Annotated in this window: 11 protein-coding genes; 3 read left to right on the plus strand and 8 right to left on the minus strand. The window is 66.2% G+C overall.

Annotated elements, in window-relative coordinates; translation table 11 throughout:
* Nucleotides 1-9: 9 nt before the first annotated feature.
* The 8 genes from NTD88_RS10945 to NTD88_RS10980 all read right to left on the minus strand — a co-directional run bounded on the left by NTD88_RS10945 (nt 10) and on the right by NTD88_RS10980 (nt 14182).
* The gene (locus tag NTD88_RS10945; RefSeq protein ID WP_262155169.1) at nt 10-951 is read right to left on the minus strand and encodes a FecR domain-containing protein; all 942 of its coding nucleotides are present in this window, start codon (nt 949-951) and stop codon (nt 10-12) included.
* Complete coding sequence (locus NTD88_RS10950) at nt 951-1454, minus strand: sigma-70 family RNA polymerase sigma factor (RefSeq protein WP_095155275.1); 504 nt, start codon at nt 1452-1454, stop codon at nt 951-953. The genes NTD88_RS10945 and NTD88_RS10950 overlap by 1 nt, the downstream gene beginning before the upstream one ends.
* Nucleotides 1455-1567: 113 nt before the next feature.
* A complete protein-coding gene (locus NTD88_RS10955) occupies nt 1568-2389 on the minus strand; it encodes a hypothetical protein (protein WP_262155168.1) in 822 nt (273 codons plus the stop codon).
* Between the two features lie 80 nt (nt 2390-2469).
* Nucleotides 2470-3306 carry an SDR family oxidoreductase gene (locus tag NTD88_RS10960; protein WP_262155167.1) on the minus strand — a complete coding sequence of 279 codons (837 nt, stop codon included), beginning with the start codon at nt 3304-3306 and terminating at the stop codon, nt 2470-2472.
* Between the two features lie 7 nt (nt 3307-3313).
* Nucleotides 3314-3796, minus strand: a complete 483-nt coding sequence (locus NTD88_RS10965; protein ID WP_262155166.1) for a cupin domain-containing protein — start codon at nt 3794-3796, stop codon at nt 3314-3316.
* A gap of 152 nt (nt 3797-3948) precedes the next feature.
* Entirely contained in the window at nt 3949-4629 is a 681-nt protein-coding gene (locus NTD88_RS10970) for a phytanoyl-CoA dioxygenase family protein (protein ID WP_262155165.1), read from the minus strand.
* A gap of 149 nt (nt 4630-4778) precedes the next feature.
* Nucleotides 4779-5498: a Crp/Fnr family transcriptional regulator gene (locus NTD88_RS10975; RefSeq protein ID WP_262155164.1), complete on the minus strand. Its 720-nt coding sequence runs from the start codon at nt 5496-5498 to the stop codon at nt 4779-4781.
* 56 nt (nt 5499-5554) lie between these two features.
* A complete protein-coding gene (locus NTD88_RS10980) occupies nt 5555-14182 on the minus strand; it encodes a glycoside hydrolase family 94 protein (RefSeq protein ID WP_262155185.1) in 8628 nt (2875 codons plus the stop codon).
* 174 nt (nt 14183-14356) lie between these two features.
* Between NTD88_RS10980 and NTD88_RS10985 the strand changes: the two genes are divergently transcribed.
* The 3 genes from NTD88_RS10985 to NTD88_RS10995 all read left to right on the plus strand — a co-directional run bounded on the left by NTD88_RS10985 (nt 14357) and on the right by NTD88_RS10995 (nt 17455).
* The gene (locus NTD88_RS10985; RefSeq protein WP_262155163.1) at nt 14357-15178 is read left to right on the plus strand and encodes a sensor histidine kinase; all 822 of its coding nucleotides are present in this window, start codon (nt 14357-14359) and stop codon (nt 15176-15178) included.
* Nucleotides 15179-15247: 69 nt separating this feature from the next.
* A complete protein-coding gene (locus NTD88_RS10990; protein ID WP_095155270.1) occupies nt 15248-15481 on the plus strand; it encodes a hypothetical protein in 234 nt (77 codons plus the stop codon).
* 297 nt (nt 15482-15778) lie between these two features.
* On the plus strand, nt 15779-17455 hold the full coding sequence (locus NTD88_RS10995; RefSeq protein ID WP_262155184.1) for a SulP family inorganic anion transporter: 1677 nt from the start codon (nt 15779-15781) through the stop codon (nt 17453-17455).
* Nucleotides 17456-17569 lie beyond the last annotated feature (114 nt).

The raw sequence follows: 17569 nt of genomic DNA on the forward strand, positions 1-17569 counted from the left end.
CAAACATTTTCAACGGGCGGTGACGGTGACCCAATAGCGCGTCCGGTACTCGACATGCACCGGGAGCGTGGCGGGTAGCGCGGCGAGGATCTGGTCGGTCTTTTCAAGCTGGAATGCCCCGCTGATCGGCAGCCGCGCAACCTCTGGGGCGCACCGCAGCCAACCGTGGCGGTAACGCCCCAGCTCATTGAGGAACTCACTCAAGGGCATCTCTTCTGCGATCAACCGGCCACGGGTCCACAGGCTGTCCTGCTCGCGAGCCGCCGCTACCGCCCCCGACCCCTGACGACTGAAATCGACCTGCTGGCCCGCCTCGATGACCTGCTGCAGTCCATGGGCCGGTGTCACCCGCACCGCGCCTTCGAACACGGCCAATTGCGTACTGCCGTCACGCTGGCGGACCAGAAAGCGCGTACCCAGGGCCTCCATCAGGCCCTCGTTGCTGGCAACGCGTAATGGTCGATGGCGAACACTGTGGGCATCGGCACCGCTGTCGACGAGGATCTCGCCGCGCAGCAGGCGGATCAGTCGTTGCTCCGGATCGAAGTTCACGTCCACGGCGCTGTTGGTGTTCAGGTCCAGAACGGTGCCGTCCGCCAGTTCCACCCGCCGGTGCTCGCCGACGGCGGTGGTGTGGGAAGCGGCTGGTACGACCTGTCGATAGCCCGCATAACCCAGCGGCGCGACGATGGCCAACACCAGCAGTTGTTTGAGCGTTTGCCGCCGCTCGCGGTTGAGCGTGCCCATCGCCAGGCGTTGTGGCAGCAGCCCCAATTGGGCTTGCACACGCTGCGCTTTCAGCCAGGCCCGTTCGTGCTCGGGGGCAGCGGCGCGCCAGCGCGCGCAGGCGTCGCGTTCTGCGGGGCTGGCATTCTCGTCGAGCATCAACATGTACCAACTGGCGGCTTGCCGGGCCACTTCCGGGCTGATGCGTGACCGGTTGGCGTGCATCAGAAATCGTCTTCGAACAGGATGCAGGCTTCGACTGCGCTAGCCATGTGGCGCTTGACCGTGCGCTCGCCGATGCCCAGGCGCTGGGCGACCTGCACGTAGGTCAGACCCTCCAGTTGAACCAGCAGAAACACCGAACGCACGATCGGTTTGAGGGTATCGAGCAGGGCATCCAGTTGCTGCAGGGTTTCCTGCAGCGAAAAACGTTCTTCTTCGGAAAGGTCGAAGGCCTCGGGCAGTTGCGCGAGCAATTCCAGGTAGGCCCGTTCCAGCGATTGCCGACGAAAATGGTCATACACCAGACGCCGGCCCACAGTGGTCAGGTAGGCCCGTGGCCGTTGCAGGCTCAGGCTGGCGCCGGCCTTTTGTTGCGCCTGGAGAATCCGCAGGAAGGTGTCCTGTGCCAGATCGGCAGCCTGCGCCGAGCAGCCCAATCGACGGTACAACCACTGCTTGAGCCAGCCATTGTGCTCGGTATAGACCTGACTCAGATCATCGTTCATCACGGGTAAACCCTCCGGTGCGATGCGCGCACCATAAATGATAACGATTATCAGATCAATTCGAGGCGCAAGGCCTGACGCGGCACCTCAGCGGGCCCCGCGTCGGGCGTCAGTTACGGGTGCAGCGCCGAGTTCGCCATCAACGTGAACAGCCGCAGGTTCCTCGCCATCGGGTTCTCGATCGAGGCCGGGAAGGTCTGGAGCAGCATCGCGTTGTTGAAGCGGTCGAGGCTGGTGGTGGGGATGTACTTGCCCATTTCCGGATGGTCGTTGGTGCGGAATCGCAGCGGCTCGTGGGCGTCGGGCAGGGTGTAGGTCAAGCGCTTCGCCGTCCCGGCCTGGTCCATGACCAGCGTCCTGGTGGCCGCGTCATAGCTGGCGTTGCCCGCCTCGTGGGTCAGCAGGATCTTGTTGGTTTTCGGGTTGTACCACATCAGATGGACTTGCCCGCCGTGCAGGTAAACGAATTGCACGGCATCGGTCTCGCGGTCCACGACGCCACGGCTCAGGTACAGGCCGTCCACGGGCGTGAACAGCTCGATTTCCAGCAGGTCGGTGGCGGCGCCGGGTTCCTGGCCGAATTTTGCGTACAGGTCGCCCATGATGGCCTTGATCGGCACCCACAGAGAGGTTTCCAGTGTCTCGGCATCCAGTTTGACGATGCCGTCATGGGCGGTGGACAGGTCGATCGAATACGTGAGGGATTCCCGTGGCGGAATCGACGAGCAGTTATCCCGGTGCTCGACGATGTAATCGTCCGCGCCTTCGTAACCACCCTGCGCCCAGGCCTGGGCGAGGGCCTTGGCCGATGTTTCGTCCAGGCAGTTCATGATGCCTTCGACCTGTTCGATCGCGTCGATCGTTGTCACTTTGGCGGCTGCGGCGTTCATCGAGAGTGCTGCGAGCACGCTCAGCAGCATCAGTTTTTGCTTCATTGCAGGTGATTCCTGGAGGGTCGATCGCTAGGTATCGGCCACGGCTCAGCGGCCTTTAACCGGCGCCGGCAACCGCCGAATCATCCCGCCGCCAGATCGCCGTACCAGTAAGCCGCGGTGACGCCGCCATCCATGAGGAAATCGCTGCCGGTGATGAATGTCCCCTCAGGCCCCATCAGCAGTGCCGCTACAGCCGCCACTTCATCTGGTGTGCCGCCGCGCCCGGCGGCGCTGAGGGCGATCATGCGCCGGTAGCCTTCGCCGCGCGGGCCGTTCAGTTCGTCCCGGGCCAGCGGGGTGAAGATGATGCCAGGGCTGATAGTGTTGACCCGTGCCCCGCGCTTGCCCCAGCGCACGGCTTCGGCCATCACCCGCAGCGAGTTGCCGCGTTTGGAGAGCTGATAGGCGTGCAACGGGTCGGTCACCGTGTCGGCCTGCAGCATCGGCAGTGCCAGCAGTTCCTCGACCGGTGTGGTCGCCAGCGCGGTGTTCTGTTCGGGCGTCAGGGCGGGCAGGCGATGGCCGGATTGCGAGGCGATCACGATTCCCGCGCCGCCCTCGGCGATCACATCGCCGAACAGCTCCAGCACCAGCGCGGTGCCGTACAGGTCGACGCGCAGGATGGTTGCCACCGGTGCTTGCGACGGTGAAACGCCGGCGGCGTGAATCACACCGGTGATCTCACCGAGGGCGCTCGCCAGTTGAACCAGGGCTTGCACCGACTCCCGCGAGGCTACATCGACCGCGGCGGTGGTCACCTCGAATCCGCCATCGAGCAACACCCCGGCTGCGGCGTCGGCGTTTTCCTGGCGCAGGTCGGCCAGCACGACGTGCCTGCCGGCGCTCACGCGGCGGGCAATTGCCAGACCGATCGAGCCGGCGCCGATAACGACTGTGACGGTGTTGGGCTTTTTCATGGACACCTCACTGCTCCCGGCGTTGGCCGTAATGGTCATCGCTGACCTGTTCCATCCACTCGACCACCTTGCCGTCGAGCACTTCGGCAATGGCGATATGGGTCATGGCGGTGGTCGCGGTCGCGCCGTGCCAGTGCTTGACGTTCGGCGGAATCCACACGGTGTCGCCGGGCCTGATGGCGCGTACGGGTTGGCCCAGTTGCTGGACCAGGCCGGTGCCTGCGGTCACGATCAAGGTCTGGCCCAGCGGGTGGGTGTGCCAGGCGGTACGGGCGCCGGGTTCGAAGGTTACGGTGGCGCCACTGACCCGGGCGTTATCCGTGCCCTTGAACGGCGCGTCGACGCGAACGGTGCCGGTGAAGTAATCGGCGGGCCCCTTGGCCGACGGCTGCGAGCCGTTGGGTGTGACGGTGAGCACGGGTTTTTCCTCGGCGCTGGCGTCGAGGGCGAGCAATGACAGCGATAACGCCGTGGCGGCGAGGCGTTTCATGACGATCCCCCTGGGCATCTGGATTGATGGGTGCGGTGTGCACTTCGTCAATCTATCAGCGGGGAATTGGCGTGATTAGCCGGAGGAATCAGATAGGAGTGATGAGGGTTGTTCATGAGTGGGGTGGGGCTCTTCAAACTGAGCGCCCGATCTCACACCCCAAAAAATCCAAAATCCCCAGGCTCAAAACGATCACTGGTATCCATCGTTACACCGCGCAGCGCCGCCGTCTCCTGATGCATCGGGTACAACGGCTCGGCGAAATAGTTGATCAGCAGCGAACGGCGATTGGCACCGCTTACGTTCAGGCTGCCGGCATGCACCAGGTCGACATCGAACACCAGAATGTCCCCCGCGCTGCCTGAAAGTTGCACGGCCCCGGATTCGTCAGCGAAATCGAAGGGCGCTTCTTCCGGCGCCGGGCGATGGCTGCCGGGGACGATACGGGTCGCGCCGTTGGCGGGGCTGTAGTCGTCGAGATAGACCATCGCCCCCACGGTGTCGCCGGGGCGCTGGGCCGAGAGGTCGCGGTGCAGCTTCTGCTGACCGCCACCGGCGAGCGGGGCGCGGCCTTCGACCTGGGCGAGGAAGAACCGCTCGCCGATCAACTCGCCCACCACCGCCAGCAACGCCGGCAGGCGGCACACTGCCTGAACCTGCGCGTCAGCGTCCAGTTGCGAATGGTGCCAGTCCGCGCCGCGTGGCACGGGCCACTGGTCCGAGGGTTTCACCCCGGCATCGAACACGGCACGCAGGTGCTCCAGCCAGTCGGCCGGGACCGCCTGGCGCAGCAGCAGAAAACCCTGGCGATGAAGGTGCTCGCGGTCAGTCATGATTTTTCGATTCCCTTTTCGGCAACGCGTCCCTGGCGAACGGCGGCAGCCAGACTAAAGCATCGGGCAGGCGTCAGCCATTGATCGAACGCAGTGTTGCGGCGCCCCCACGGCGGCGCGGGGCGGGCCGGTGCGCTTGAAAAGTCGCCTCAGGGCGGCGGCGAGTAGGGCAGCAGGCGCTCGGTTTCCTTTTTCACCACGGCGTAGCACTCGCAACTGAGTTGTTCCAGACGGGCCCGGTCGAGCACGGTGATATTGCCCCGGCTGTACTCGATAACGCCCAGCCGTTGCAGCTTGCCGGCCGCGTCGGTCACACCCTCGCGGCGGACGCCGAGCATGTTGGCGATCAACTCCTGGGTCATGCACAACTGATTGCCCGGCAGGCGATCCAGCGACAGCAACAGCCAGCGGCACAGTTGCTGGTCGATCGAGTGGTGGCGGTTGCAGACCGCGGTCTGCGCCATCTGGGTGATCAGCGCCTGGGTGTAGCGCAGCATCAGCATCAGCAGTTCGCCATGGCGGTTGAATTCATCCTTGAGCCGCTGTCCCGGCAGGCGATAGGCGTGCCCGGCGCTTTGCACGATGGCGCGGCTGGGGGTGCTTTCGCCGCCCATGAACAGGGCGATGCCGACCAGCCCTTCATTGCCCACCACCGAGATTTCCGCCGAGGCGCCGTTCTCCATGACATACAGCAGCGACACGATCGAGTCGGTGGGGAAGTAGACATGCCGCAGGGTGTCGCCGGACTCGTAGATCGCCTTGCCCAGCGGCAGTTTGACGTGCTCCAGGTGCGGCTGCAGGCGCTCGAACGTCGGATCGGACAGCGCGGCCAGCAGGTGATTGTGCCGGGGTTCAGGTACGGGGCGCATGTTCGGTACCTTTGGGCAGCGGATCGAGTCAACAAGCCTAGCTCATCGTGGCTTGCTCAAGGCACCGGCGCCGGGCACGGCTGGCAGCGGGCGATCACCTGATGCGCGACGCCGTCGTCGACCAGGCGCAGGGTCGGCCCGGCAACGGCCTGGCCGTCCAAGCTGAGGCTCAGTTCGGCATCAAGGCTGTTACGGACTTCGATCCGGTACGGTGTGTCGCCAAAGCGGTAATGCAGGGTGTAGCCGGGCCAGTCAGCGGGCAGCAGCGGGCGGATGCGCAGGGTGTCGCCGCAACGGTGCAGGCCCAGCAGGCTTTCCACGATCAGGCGGTACATCCAGCCCGCCGAGCCGCTGTACCAGCTCCAGCCACCGCGTCCGGCATGGGGCGTGACCGCGTAGACATCGGCGGCCATCACATAGGGTTCGACTTTGTAGGTATCGATCAGGGCCGCGCAGCCCTGGCGTACCGGGTTGATCAGGCGCATCAGTTCCCAGGCCTTGTCGCTGTCGCGCAATCGGGCGTAGGCCATGCTCGCCCAGATTGCCGCGTGGGTGTATTGCCCGCCGTTCTCGCGCACGCCGGGGACGTAGCCTTTGATGTAGCCGGGGTCCAGGTTGCCCTGGTCGAAGGGAGGGTCGAGCAGTTGCACGATGCCGATGTCGCGGCGCACCAGATAGCGGTCCAGCGCCGCCATGGCCGTACGGGCGCGCTCGGCCGGGGCGACGCCGGAGAGCACCGCCCAGCTTTGTGCCAGCGAGTCGATCCGGCATTCCTGGTTGCCCGCCGAGCCCAACACCTGGCCGTCGTCGAACCAGGCGCGGCGATACCAATTGCCGTCCCACGCGTGTTTTTCCAGATTCTCCGCCAGCGCCGTGGCCTGCCGCGCGCAATCCAGGGCGAATTCGCTGTCGCCCTGACGCTGGGCAAGACGCCCGAACGCCCGCAGCACTTCATGGCCGAAGAAGCCCAGCCAGACACTTTCGCCCAGCCCCTGCTCGCCGACCCGGTTCATGCCGTCGTTCCAGTCGCCGCTGCCCATCAGCGGCAGGCCATGGACGCCGCATTGCAAGGCGTGGCCGAGGGCGCGCCGGCAATGCTGGTACAGGCTCTCCACCAGCGGCGAACGGGCGGGCAGGTCGTAATAGGATTCTTCACCGGCGTGCAGCGCCCGGCCCTCGATATAGCCGACCGGCTCGTCCAGCACGCTGCTGTCACCGCTGACCTGCACATAACGGCAGGTCGCCAGCGGCAGCCACAGCAAGTCGTCCGAGCAGCGGGTGCGCACGCCGCGTTGCAATGGCGGATGCCACCAGTGCTGCACATCGCCTTCGGCGTACTGGTGCGCGGCGCAGGTCAGCAGGTGCTGGCGCGCCGCGGCCGGGGCGGCGTGGACCATCGCCATGCTGTCCTGCAACTGGTCGCGAAAACCGATGGCGCCACCGGACTGGTAAAAACCGCTGCGCGCCCAGAAGCGGCACGCGATCACCTGGTACATCAACCAGCCGTTGACCAGCACATCAAGCGCCGGCTCGGGGGTTTCGACCCGCACCGTCTCCAGGGTGCGCCGCCAATACGCCTGCACCTTGTCGAACTCGTCCATGGCCACGCGCAGGCCGCGGAACTGCGCCACGCAGCGACTGGCGGCCCTGGCGTCGCGTTCCGCGCCGAGGCGGAACACCACTTCGCGGCTTTCGCCCGCTTCCAGCAGCAGGCTGACCTGCAACGCCGCGCACGGGTCGAGGCCGCCGCCGGTGCGCCCCGACAAGCGCGCCTGGCGCAGCCCCGCGGGTGACTGGCAGTCGCCGTTGCGGCCGAGGAATTCGCTGCGGTCGCAGGTGATGCCGTGGAACGGCAGGTCGCAATCGAGAAAGGCGACATGCCCGGAAAACTCGATGGCGTGGGCGTTGCGGGCAAACAGCGCGCCGCTGGCCGGATCGGTTTCGCTGACCACGTGCATGGCCGACTTGCTGCGCAGGTCGCCCAGCACCCACTCGACGAAACAGGTCACCGTCAGCCGCCGTGTCCGGCGCGAATCATTGTGCAGTTTGAGCCGGCTGAACTTGACCGGCGCCTCCAGCGCGACATGCACCCACAGCTCGCTGCGCAAGCCGTCCTCGGCGTATTCGAAGACGCTGTAGCCGAAACCGTGACGCGTGCGATAACGGCCAGGGCCGGGGCACGGCAGCGGGGTGGACGACCAGCAGTGGCCGCTGTCCTCGTCACGCAGGTAGATGGCCTCGCCGCCGGGGTCGCTGACCGGGTCGTTGTGCCAGGGCGTGAGCCGGTATTCGTGGGCGTTTTCATGCCAGGTGTAGGCGCTGCCCGCTTCCGATAGCACGCTGCCGAAAGTGGGGTTGGCGAGGACGTTGACCCACGGCGCCGGCGTCGGCCGGCCCGGCACCAGAGGGATGATGTATTCGCGCCCGTCGGCACTGAAGCCGCCATAGGGGTTTTCCAGCAGCAGCGCCGGCCCGATCGCCAGCGCATGGGCGGCAGGTGCGGGCTTGGCGTACGCCGGATTCGGCTGGAAAGCCGCTGGCGCCGGTGCGGAGCGGCGGCGATGCAGTTGCTCGGCCAGGCTGCCCAGGTTGTCGTTGAGGACAAGACGCGCCACCGCCAGGGTCAAGGTGCGGTCCTCTTCGCCCAGTTGCTGCGCCGGACGCACGAAGATGCCGCCCGGACGATCGAGCAGCGCGGCCTCGCTGCCGGAGGTGACCACGCCCATGATCAGCTCCTGCAGTTGCTGGCGGTAGCCGGCCTCGTCCTCGTTCCAGATCACCAGGTCCAGGATCAGGCCCTTCTGCCGCCAATAGGCATGGGCCAGCACCAGTTGCTTGACCAACTGGATATTGGCCGGGTCGGCGATCTGCACCAGCACGATCGGCAGATCCCCTGACAGCCCCTGGCCCCACAACGCCGACTGGCTGCGCCGGTTGCTGGCGATCAGGGCGCTGCTGGCGCGGTGGCTGGCGTTGGGGTAGATCACCGACGCCGCCATCTGCTCGAACAACCGGGCATCGGCCAGCGAGCCGTTGAGCTGGCGCAGCAGCACCTGGCTGTGTGGCCAGGCGAGGTCGAAGACGCGGTCGGCGAGGTGGCGGTCGCGGTACTGGGTGATCTGTTGCAGGCAGGCGTCGCGGCTGTTGGCAACGCCAGTGACCAGATCCAGCGTCGCGGTCTGGCCGGGCGCCAGGGTGATCCGGCAGCGGATCGCGACAATCGGGTCGAGCACCGCGCCGGCGCTGTCGGACAGCGCTTCGACCTCGGCGTCCAGTGCCGCCGGGGCCGACAGGTTGCGGCCACGGCCGATGAAGCGGGCGCGGTCGGTTTCATAGGAGATGGCATCGATATCGACGCCGTGCACCGCCAGCACATGGCACATCCACGGCACGGCCTCCTGTTGCGAGCGCGGCCGCCGGTTGCAGACGATGGCCTGCAGCGGACGGATCAGTTCGGTCTGCACGAACAGTTTGCTGAAGGCCGGGTGCAGCGCGTCGCTGATGGCCGGCGCCAGCACCACTTCGGCGTAGCTGGTCAGCTCCAGGGTGCGCGGCGCCTCGCTGTGGTTGGTCAGGTGCAGGCGGCGCAGTTCGATATCGTCCTCGGGGGACACGGCGATTTCGGTGTGGCAGTCGAAGTCGTGCGCGCGCACGCGGAACTCGGCGCGGCCGTCGCTGAAGATCGCTTCCTGGTGTTTGGTGGTGTGCCGCGTCGGCTGATACGTGGTGGACCAGTACGCGCCGCTGTCGACGTCGCGCAGGTAGCAGAAGCTGCCCAGGCTGTCGCAAGTGGCGTCTTCGCGCCAGCGGGTGACGGCCAGCTCGTTGCAGCGGCTGTAGCCGCTGCCGGTGTTGCTGAGCATGACGTGGTAGCGGCCGTTGGAGAGCAACTGCACCGCCGGGTGACGACGGTTCGGCTCGCTGAACACCCGCAGGCGGGTTTCGGCGCTGTGGCCGGTGACATCCAGGCTCGGCGCCTGAACGCTGTGCAGGTACTGCGCCGCGGTTTTCGGCACACGCTCCTGCAACAGCAGCATGCTGGCCTGGAACTGCGGGTCGGAGGCGAAGCGCCGCTGCATCGGCTGGTCCAGCAACAGCGAGGTCAGGGCGAGGAAACTCATGCCCTGGTGGTGGGCCATGAATGAACGGATCACCACTGCGTCCTGCCCGGGCGGCAGGCGTGTCTCGGTGAAGTCCACGGCCTCGTATAGCCCGAAGCGTCCGCCCAGCCCTTGCGTGTGCAGCCGCTGCAGGTTGCGGCAGGCCGCCGCCGGCGCGACCATCAGCGCCAGCGCGCTGGCGTAGGGCGCCACCACACGCTCTTCGCCGAGGCCGCGCTTGAGGCCCAGCCCCGGTACGCCAAAGGCGCGGTATTGGTAGTTGAAATGGATGTCCAGCGCGTTGTACGCCGACTCCGACACTCCCCAGGGCAGGCCCGACAGGTTGCCGTGGTCGATCTGCCGGGTGACGGCGGCGTGGCAGGTCTGATCGAGCAGAGTGCCTTCGTAGCTGGGCATCACCAGCAGCGGCATCAGGTATTCGAACATCGAACCGGACCAGGACAGCAGCACCGGCACTCCGGCATTGCTGGTGAGCAGCCGGCCGAGGGCGAACCAGCAGGCTTGCGGCACCTGGCCCTGGGCGATGACCACGAAATGGGTCAGGCGCATTTCCGAGGCGAGCAGGTCGTAGAACGCGCTGTCGAGGCGGTGCTCATCGGCGTTGTAGCCGATGGCGAAGAGGTCACGCTGGCTGTCGTAAAGAAAACTGAAATCCATCTCGGCGAGGGCGGTGATGCGCCCGGCTAGGTGCTCGGCCTGGGCGATGCGCTGGCGAGCGATGGCTTGCGCCCGGGCCACCTCCGGCTGCTCGGCGTGCGGCCATTGTTCAGGCGGCAACTGGGCCAGTTGGCGCCAGCTCAGTGAGGACGCGGGCGGCGTGGCAGTGCCGGGGGGCAGTTGCAGGCGCGTCAGTTCGGCGGACAGGTCCAGCGCTTGTTGGTGCAGCGCGTGCAACCAGAATCCCGTGTCGTTGGTGTCGTCCGGGTACTGGCCGATCAGCGCTTGCAGGCGCTCGGCCAACAGCGGCAACAGGGTCGCCGCCGAGGCGTCCGCTTGCCCATGGACGGCCCGGACCTCATCGCGCAGGGCCCGGATTTCCTCCGTGCCACGCCCGGCGACGGTGAAGGCGTCGAGCAGGCTGTCGACACTGTCCAGCAGGCCGGCGGTCACGCGCTGGTCGTGCAGCGGCGCATCAGCCATCGCCAGCAGGCCGGGGCGCAAGGTCAGCAGCAGCCCGGCGAGGTTGCCGCTGTCCACCGCCGAGACATACAGCGGCGACAGCGGCAGCAGGGTCTGGGTGTCGTACCAGTTGTAGAAATGCCCTTTGTAGCGTTCAAGGCGGTCGAGGCTGTCGAACATCTGGCCCAGGCGCTCGAATAGGCGCTCCGCGCTGAGGTAGCCGAAATCATGGGCCGCGAGGTGCGAGAGCAGCGCCATGCCGATATTGGTCGGCGAGGTGCGGTGGGCGATGCTGGCGAAGGGCGGCTCCTGGATATTGTCAGGTGGCAGCCAGTTGTCCGCGGGGCCGACATGCTGGTCGAAGAACGCCCAGTTGGCACGGGCGAGTCGGTGCAGGAAGCGCAGGTCTTCGGCCTGTGGCGCGAACGCGGCGCGACTCTGCGGCCGGCTCAGCCACCAGGCCAGCGCCGGGCCGAGCAGCCAGGCCAGCAGCAGCGGCGAGGCGAGCAGCAGGGTGGCGGGCTGCGGCCATAGCGCAACCGCCAGCAGCAGCGCAATCGTCGGCGCAACCCACATCGCCTGGTACAGCGCCCAAAGCGTATTGACCCCGCTGCGTTCCTCCTCCCGCGAAGGGTTCCACTGCAACAAGCGGCGCTTGCTGACGAACAGCCGCCACAGGGTGCGGGTGATGGCATCGAGGCTGTTGCACGCCTCGAAGGGCAGCCAGGCCAAGGCCAGGCCGGCGCGGGCGAAGCCGCTGCCCGAGGTGCGCAGGGCCGCCAGCAGGTGCTGGCCGAGCGGCACATCGGTGGTTTTGTGGCGCAGGTCCAGCAGGCTGTCGAGCAGCGGCCGGGTCAGCGCCAGCCCGAGCACCGCGAGGGTCCAGGTCAGCGGTGCCGCGGCGGCCAGCCAACCCCACGCCAGCACGGTCAGCAGGGCGGCCGGTTCCAGGCTGCGGCGCAGGTTATCGACGATCTTCCAGCGCGACAGCGCGCTGAGCCGGCAGTGCGCCGGGTCGTCGCTGCCGGTGTGCATCCACGGCAGCAGCCAGGGCAGCAACTGCCAGTCGCCGCGTATCCAGCGGTGCCGCCGCTTGATGTCGGCGCTGTAGCGCGGCGGATAGGTCTCGAACAACTGCACATCGCTGAGCAGGCCGGCGTGGGCATAGCAGCCTTCGATCAGGTCATGGCTGAGCACGCGGTTGTCGGCGAAGCAGCCGTCCAGCGCCCGCTCGAAGGCGTCGAGGTCATAGATGCCTTTACCGATGAACGAGCCGCTGAGGAACAGGTCCTGATAGACGTCCGACACCGCCTGGGTATACGGATCGACCCCGGCGTCGCTGCCGAACAGCCGGGTATAGGCCGAGCGCGAGGCGCTGGGCAGGCTGATGCCGACGCGCGGTTGCAGGATCGCGTAGCCGGACTGGATGCGCCCGCTGGCTTCATCGAAGCGCGGGCGGTTCAGCGGGTGTTGCAGGGTGCCGACGAACTGCCGGGCGGCATCGCGGGGCAACTGGGTGTCGGTGTCCAGGGTGATGACATAGCGGACGTCGCGCAGGCGCTCCACGTCGCCGACGATGGCGATGAACCGTTCGCGTCCGTGGCCGCGCAGCAGGGCATTGAGGTCGGCGAGCTTGCCGCGTTTGCGCTCGTGGCCCATCCAGCGCTGCTCGGCGACGTTCCACTGCCGTGGGCGATGCAGCAGGAAGAAGCGTTCGCTGTCGGTGCCGGGGTGCTTGCGGTTCAGGGCCCGGATGCCGGCGCTGGCCAGGTCGAGCAGTTCGCTGTCCTCGGCCAGGGTCTGCTGGCGGGCGTCCATGAAGTCGCTGAGCAGGGCGAAGTGCAGGTGTTCATCGCGGTTGGCGAGAAAGCATACTTCGAGCCCCTCCAGCAATTCTTCGACATCGGCGGCCGTGGCCAGCAGGGTCGGCACCACCACCAGCGTGCGGGCGTCGGCGGGGATGCCGTGGGTGTAATCCAGGCGCGGCAGGAACGACGGTTTCACCGTCAGGGTCACCAGCCAGTTGATCAGGTCGAGGGCGAGGCGGCTGGTGGTCAGCAGGACCGGAATGGCCATCGCGACAACGACCGCCACCGGCCAGCCATCGACCTGAATGGCGCGTAGGAAATACCACCCCAGCAGGCACGAGAGCAGCGCGGCGGGAACCAGATAGAACGCCAACGGCGCCCGGTGCAGCAGACGCTGCCAGCGTTCGCCGATGGGCACCCAGGCGTGAATTCGCTGCTCCAGCAGCGGCCGGCCCGCGCCTGTCAGGTAATAGCCGACATGCGCGGAGGGCTCATCCGGCGCGGCCTGCGTCGATTGCGCAAGCTCGACCGCCAGCCGCGCCACGGTCGATTCGCTGGCGAGGCAGTGGCGCGCCAGCCGTTCGACGGCATGGCGGTAGTGATCGCGGCTGGCGAAGTCCATGGCCTGATAGACCGCCGCCGGGTCCTCGCCGAGGATCCGTTCGACCTGGCTCAGGTGCTCGACGAAATCCCGCCAGTCCGTGCTCGACAGCAGGCGCAGGCTGCCGATGCTGTTGCTGATCGACACCTGATCGATGGCCTGTTGCTGGGCATCGAGTTGCACCAGGCGCTCGATACTCAGCGCCGACTCGCCGAGCATCTGTTCGATCCAGGCCAGCGGCTGGGTCAATGTGGCGCTCTGGCCGTGCAGTCGCCGCGCCAGTTCGGCGACGAAGGCAGCGGTCATCGGCGGCGCCGAACGGGCCATGTCCGCCACCACCAGCACCACGCTCTTGGCATCGCGCTCGGCAATCTCGCCGAGGCGATCGGCCCAGAGGTTGGCCAGGTCGCGGTCGGCCCAGTTGGCCATGACCCGCGCCGCGACCCGGCGCAGGTTCTCGATCAGCGCCAGGCGCAGCATGATCGGGATCGCCCACAGCTCGCCGAGGGTCAGCGTGTGCACCTGCTGATAGGCCTCGACGAAGCGGCTCAGGCTGTGCGCGTCGACCCGGCCGTCACCGTGGGAGATGGTCTCCAGGGCGATGTCGTAGACCCGCGGCAGCCCCGCCGAAGGGCCGTTGTCCAGGCGCGGCAGTTGCAGGCTGTAGCCACTGGGCAGGTGGCGCTTGGCGATGCGGATATGCGCTTCGACCAGATAGAAGTTGTCGAGCAGCCACTGCACCGCCGGCATGGTCGGCCGCGAGCCGGGCAGAACGCCGGCGAGGGCGGCGCAACTGCTGGAAAGGGTCTGTTCGTTATCGGCCAGGCGGTCGAGCAGCGCATCGTCGGCGGGCAGTTGGCTCAGGCGGTGCTGGCGGGCGAGCCAGCTTCCGTGCTCGGCCATCTGTTCGGTGCTGTACAGCTCGGAACGCAGCAGGTTTTCGTAGGTGAACGAGCGGGGCGGCGAACGCCAGCGTCGGGCGAGCCCGGGCAAGCGTCGAAAAAAGGCGAGTGCGCGAAGCCAGGGGTTTTCCATGGTGTCCTTGCCGGTCGGATCGGTCAGACATCCAGTCTGCGGCGTCGGCAACCGGCGGGTCTGTTCGGTAGCGAACAGACCCGCCGCGCCGCTGCGCCCACCCTGCAAGCACATACGCTATCGCTGCGCCGCGAATCGCAGAGACCCCCATGTTGTCCGAGAGGGAGCTGAACCTTGAACCTCGTCGCGCCACCGTCCTATCGACCCCCACGTCACCAGCCCCCGCCGGGCCGGGTGTTTTTCATCAAGACCGTGGTTGAACACCGCGCCGTGTTCGCCGAACGAATGCTGGGCGTCGTCAGCCATGATTTGCGCACGCCGCTCCTGGCCATCAGCATGGCGGCCGAGTTGTTGGGCCGGCGGCAACAGTCTGCCGAGAGCCAGGAATTGCTCGAACACATCACCCATTGCGCGGCGCGAGCCCAGCGCCTGGTCGAAGACCTTCTGGACTTCACCGTGATCCGCTCGGGGCGGGGCCTGTCCATCCAGCACGCGGTGCTGGACCTGCGCGAAGCCGTGGCCGGCTGCCTGGAAGAACTGAGGCTGAGCTTTCCCCTGCGGCAACTGGCCTATGAACACCTCGGCGAAGGTTGCGCGGTGTTCGACAAGGACCGCCTCTATCAACTCATCGGCAACCTGGTCGGCAATGCTTTCGCCTATGGCGACCGCCATTGCGTGGTCACCGTCACCTCGCGCCTCGATGAAACCCAGGCGACGGTCAGCGTGCACAACCTGGGCGCGCCGATTCCCGCCAGCCAGCTCAAGCAACTGTTCGACCCCATGGTGCGTGGCCGCCAGCAACATCCGGCCATGCGCAATGCCGGGTTCGGGCTGTATATCGTCAGACAGATCGCGCGGGCCCATGGTGGCGAGGTGAGGGTCATTTCAACGGAGCGTGAAGGCACGACCTTTACCGTGACGTTTCCGCGCAGGGCGGCAACTTTCCCGCACAGCGTGCCGGGTAACTTAAATAAACTCGCCGATGGTCCGATATAAGATTCTATTTATAGGCCACGGCGCATACTTCGTTCAGCCCGGATACTTCCGGGCACTTGAGAGGTGATTATGTTCAGCGATGAAAAAGGCCGGGAAGAGGGCAGTTCCGATGTTGAACCCACGGAAGGCCAGGAATGGCTGCCGGCCGAGGAGGCTGATGAGGGCGAAGACGCTGAAAGCACCGAGCCTGCTGGCGCCGAGGACCGTGATGACTATATAGACGTAGAGCCGCAACAACCCGAGAAAGAGCGCCCGGATATATCCCGGGCGTCGAATGCCGAGCGTTATAGTCGCCAGCGTTAATTGCGGGATAAGTTGGACAGTGCCAGTCAGTTAAATCAATTACGGTTTTTCGCGAAAAAACGCGTTCGTCGATTTTGTAGGAGCGAGCTTGCTCGCGAAGAACCCCAATTTATTTAACTGACTGGCTTTGGGTTGTCCGGACATGGGTGACAGGCCGCCCGCTGAATATTAGGCTCGACGGCCCATCTCGCACGGAAGCCACCACCCCCCATGGACCAGCCACCTGCCGCAACACCCGCCCGGCCACGGCCGTTACCCCGCACGCCCGCGGCCCTTCGTTCCGGTTGGCGGCGCTGGATGCCGGGGCTGGAGATGCTGCGCAATTACCCGCTGGCCTGGCTGCCAAAAGACCTGCTCGCCGGGATCGTGCTGACCGCGATGCTGGTGCCGGTCGGTATCGCTTACGCCCAGGCTTCGGGGGTTCCGGGCATCTACGGGTTGTACGCGACCATCATTCCGCTGCTGGTCTACGCGCTGTTCGGGCCCAGCCGCTTCCTTGTGCTCGGCCCGGACTCGGCGCTGGTGGCGATCATCCTGGCGGTGGTCTTGCCGCTGTCCGCAGGTGATCCCGCGCGCGCCATCACCCTGGCCAGCGCCATGGCGCTGGTGTCCGGCCTGGTCTGCGCCGCTGCCGGTTTGCTGCGGTTGGGCTTTATCACCGAACTGCTGTCCAAGCCGATCCGCTACGGCTACATGAACGGCATCGCCTTCACCGTGCTGATCAGCCAGACCCCGAAACTCTTCGGCATCTCCCTCGACAGCGCCGGGCCGTTGCACGACATACCGGGCCTGTTCCAGGCGCTGTTCGCCGGCAAGGCCAACTGGCACGCCTTCGCCATCGGTGGCGGCAGCCTGGCGATCATCCTGCTGCTCAAGCGTTTCGAGCGGGTGCCGGGCATCCTCATCGCTGTGGTGCTCGCCACCCTGGCGGCGTGGGGGTTCGCGCTGGAAGCCGAGGGCGTGCAAGTGGTTGGGTCGCTGCCTCAGGGCTTGCCAGGTTTTTCCATTCCGCTGATCGGGTTGAACGAACTGACCACTGTATTGATTGGTGGCTTCGCCGTGGCGCTGGTGTCATTCGCCGACACCAGCGTGCTGTCGCGCACCTACGCCGCCCGGACCCGTTCGCCGGCCGACCCCAACCAGGAAATGATCGGCCTGGGCATGGCCAACCTCGCCACCAGCCTGTTCCAGGGCATTCCCGTCAGCAGCAGTTCATCGCGGACTCCGGTGGCCGAAGCCGCTGGCGCGCGCAGCCAACTCACCGGCGTGTTCGGCGCTCTTGGCGTGGGCCTGTTGTTGCTGTTTGCGCCCGACCTGCTGCGCCATCTGCCCGTCAGCGCCCTGGCTGCGGTAGTTATCGCCGCCGCCATTGGCCTGTTCGAATTCCGCGACCTGCGGCGCATCTACCGTATCCAGCAATGGGAGTTCTGGCTGTCGATCGTCTGCTTTGTCGGCGTGGTGGTGCTGGGGGCCGTGCCGGGGATCGGCCTGGCGGTGGTGATCGCCGTGATCGAGTTTCTCTGGGACGGCTGGCGCCCGCATTACGCGGTGCTCGGGCGGGTCGCCGGGATTCGCGGCTACCACGACATCAGCCGCTATCCCGATGCTCGCCTGGTACCGGGCCTGGTGCTGTTCCGCTGGGATGCGCCGCTGTTCTTCGCCAATGCCGAGCAGTTCCAGAGTTGCGTGCTGCAGGCCATCGAACAGTCACCGACACAGGTCCGCCGGATCGTCATCGCCGCGGAGCCGGTTACCAGCGTGGACGTCACCTCGGCGGACATGTTGATCGAGCTTGAGCAGTACTTGCGTTCTGCGGGCATTGAGCTGCGTTTTGCCGAAATGAAGGACCCGGTGAAGGACAAGCTGCGGCGCCTGGAAGTGCTGGCGCACATCGGCAGCGATGTGTTCCAGCCCACGGTGGGTGCGGCTGTGGATGTTTATCTGGAGGAGCATGGGGTGGACTGGACGCCCTAGGCTCTGTATGAAAAGCCTAGTTTTACGAAAAGTGAGTGTGCAGCGGTATCGGGTACAACTCGTGACAGATAATTATGACCGTATTAATCGTACTGATTTATCGGGGTGAATAAT

Origin of the sequence: Pseudomonas sp. 20P_3.2_Bac5 (assembly GCF_025466035.1) — a bacterium.
Classification (GTDB): Bacteria; Pseudomonadota; Gammaproteobacteria; order Pseudomonadales; family Pseudomonadaceae; genus Aquipseudomonas.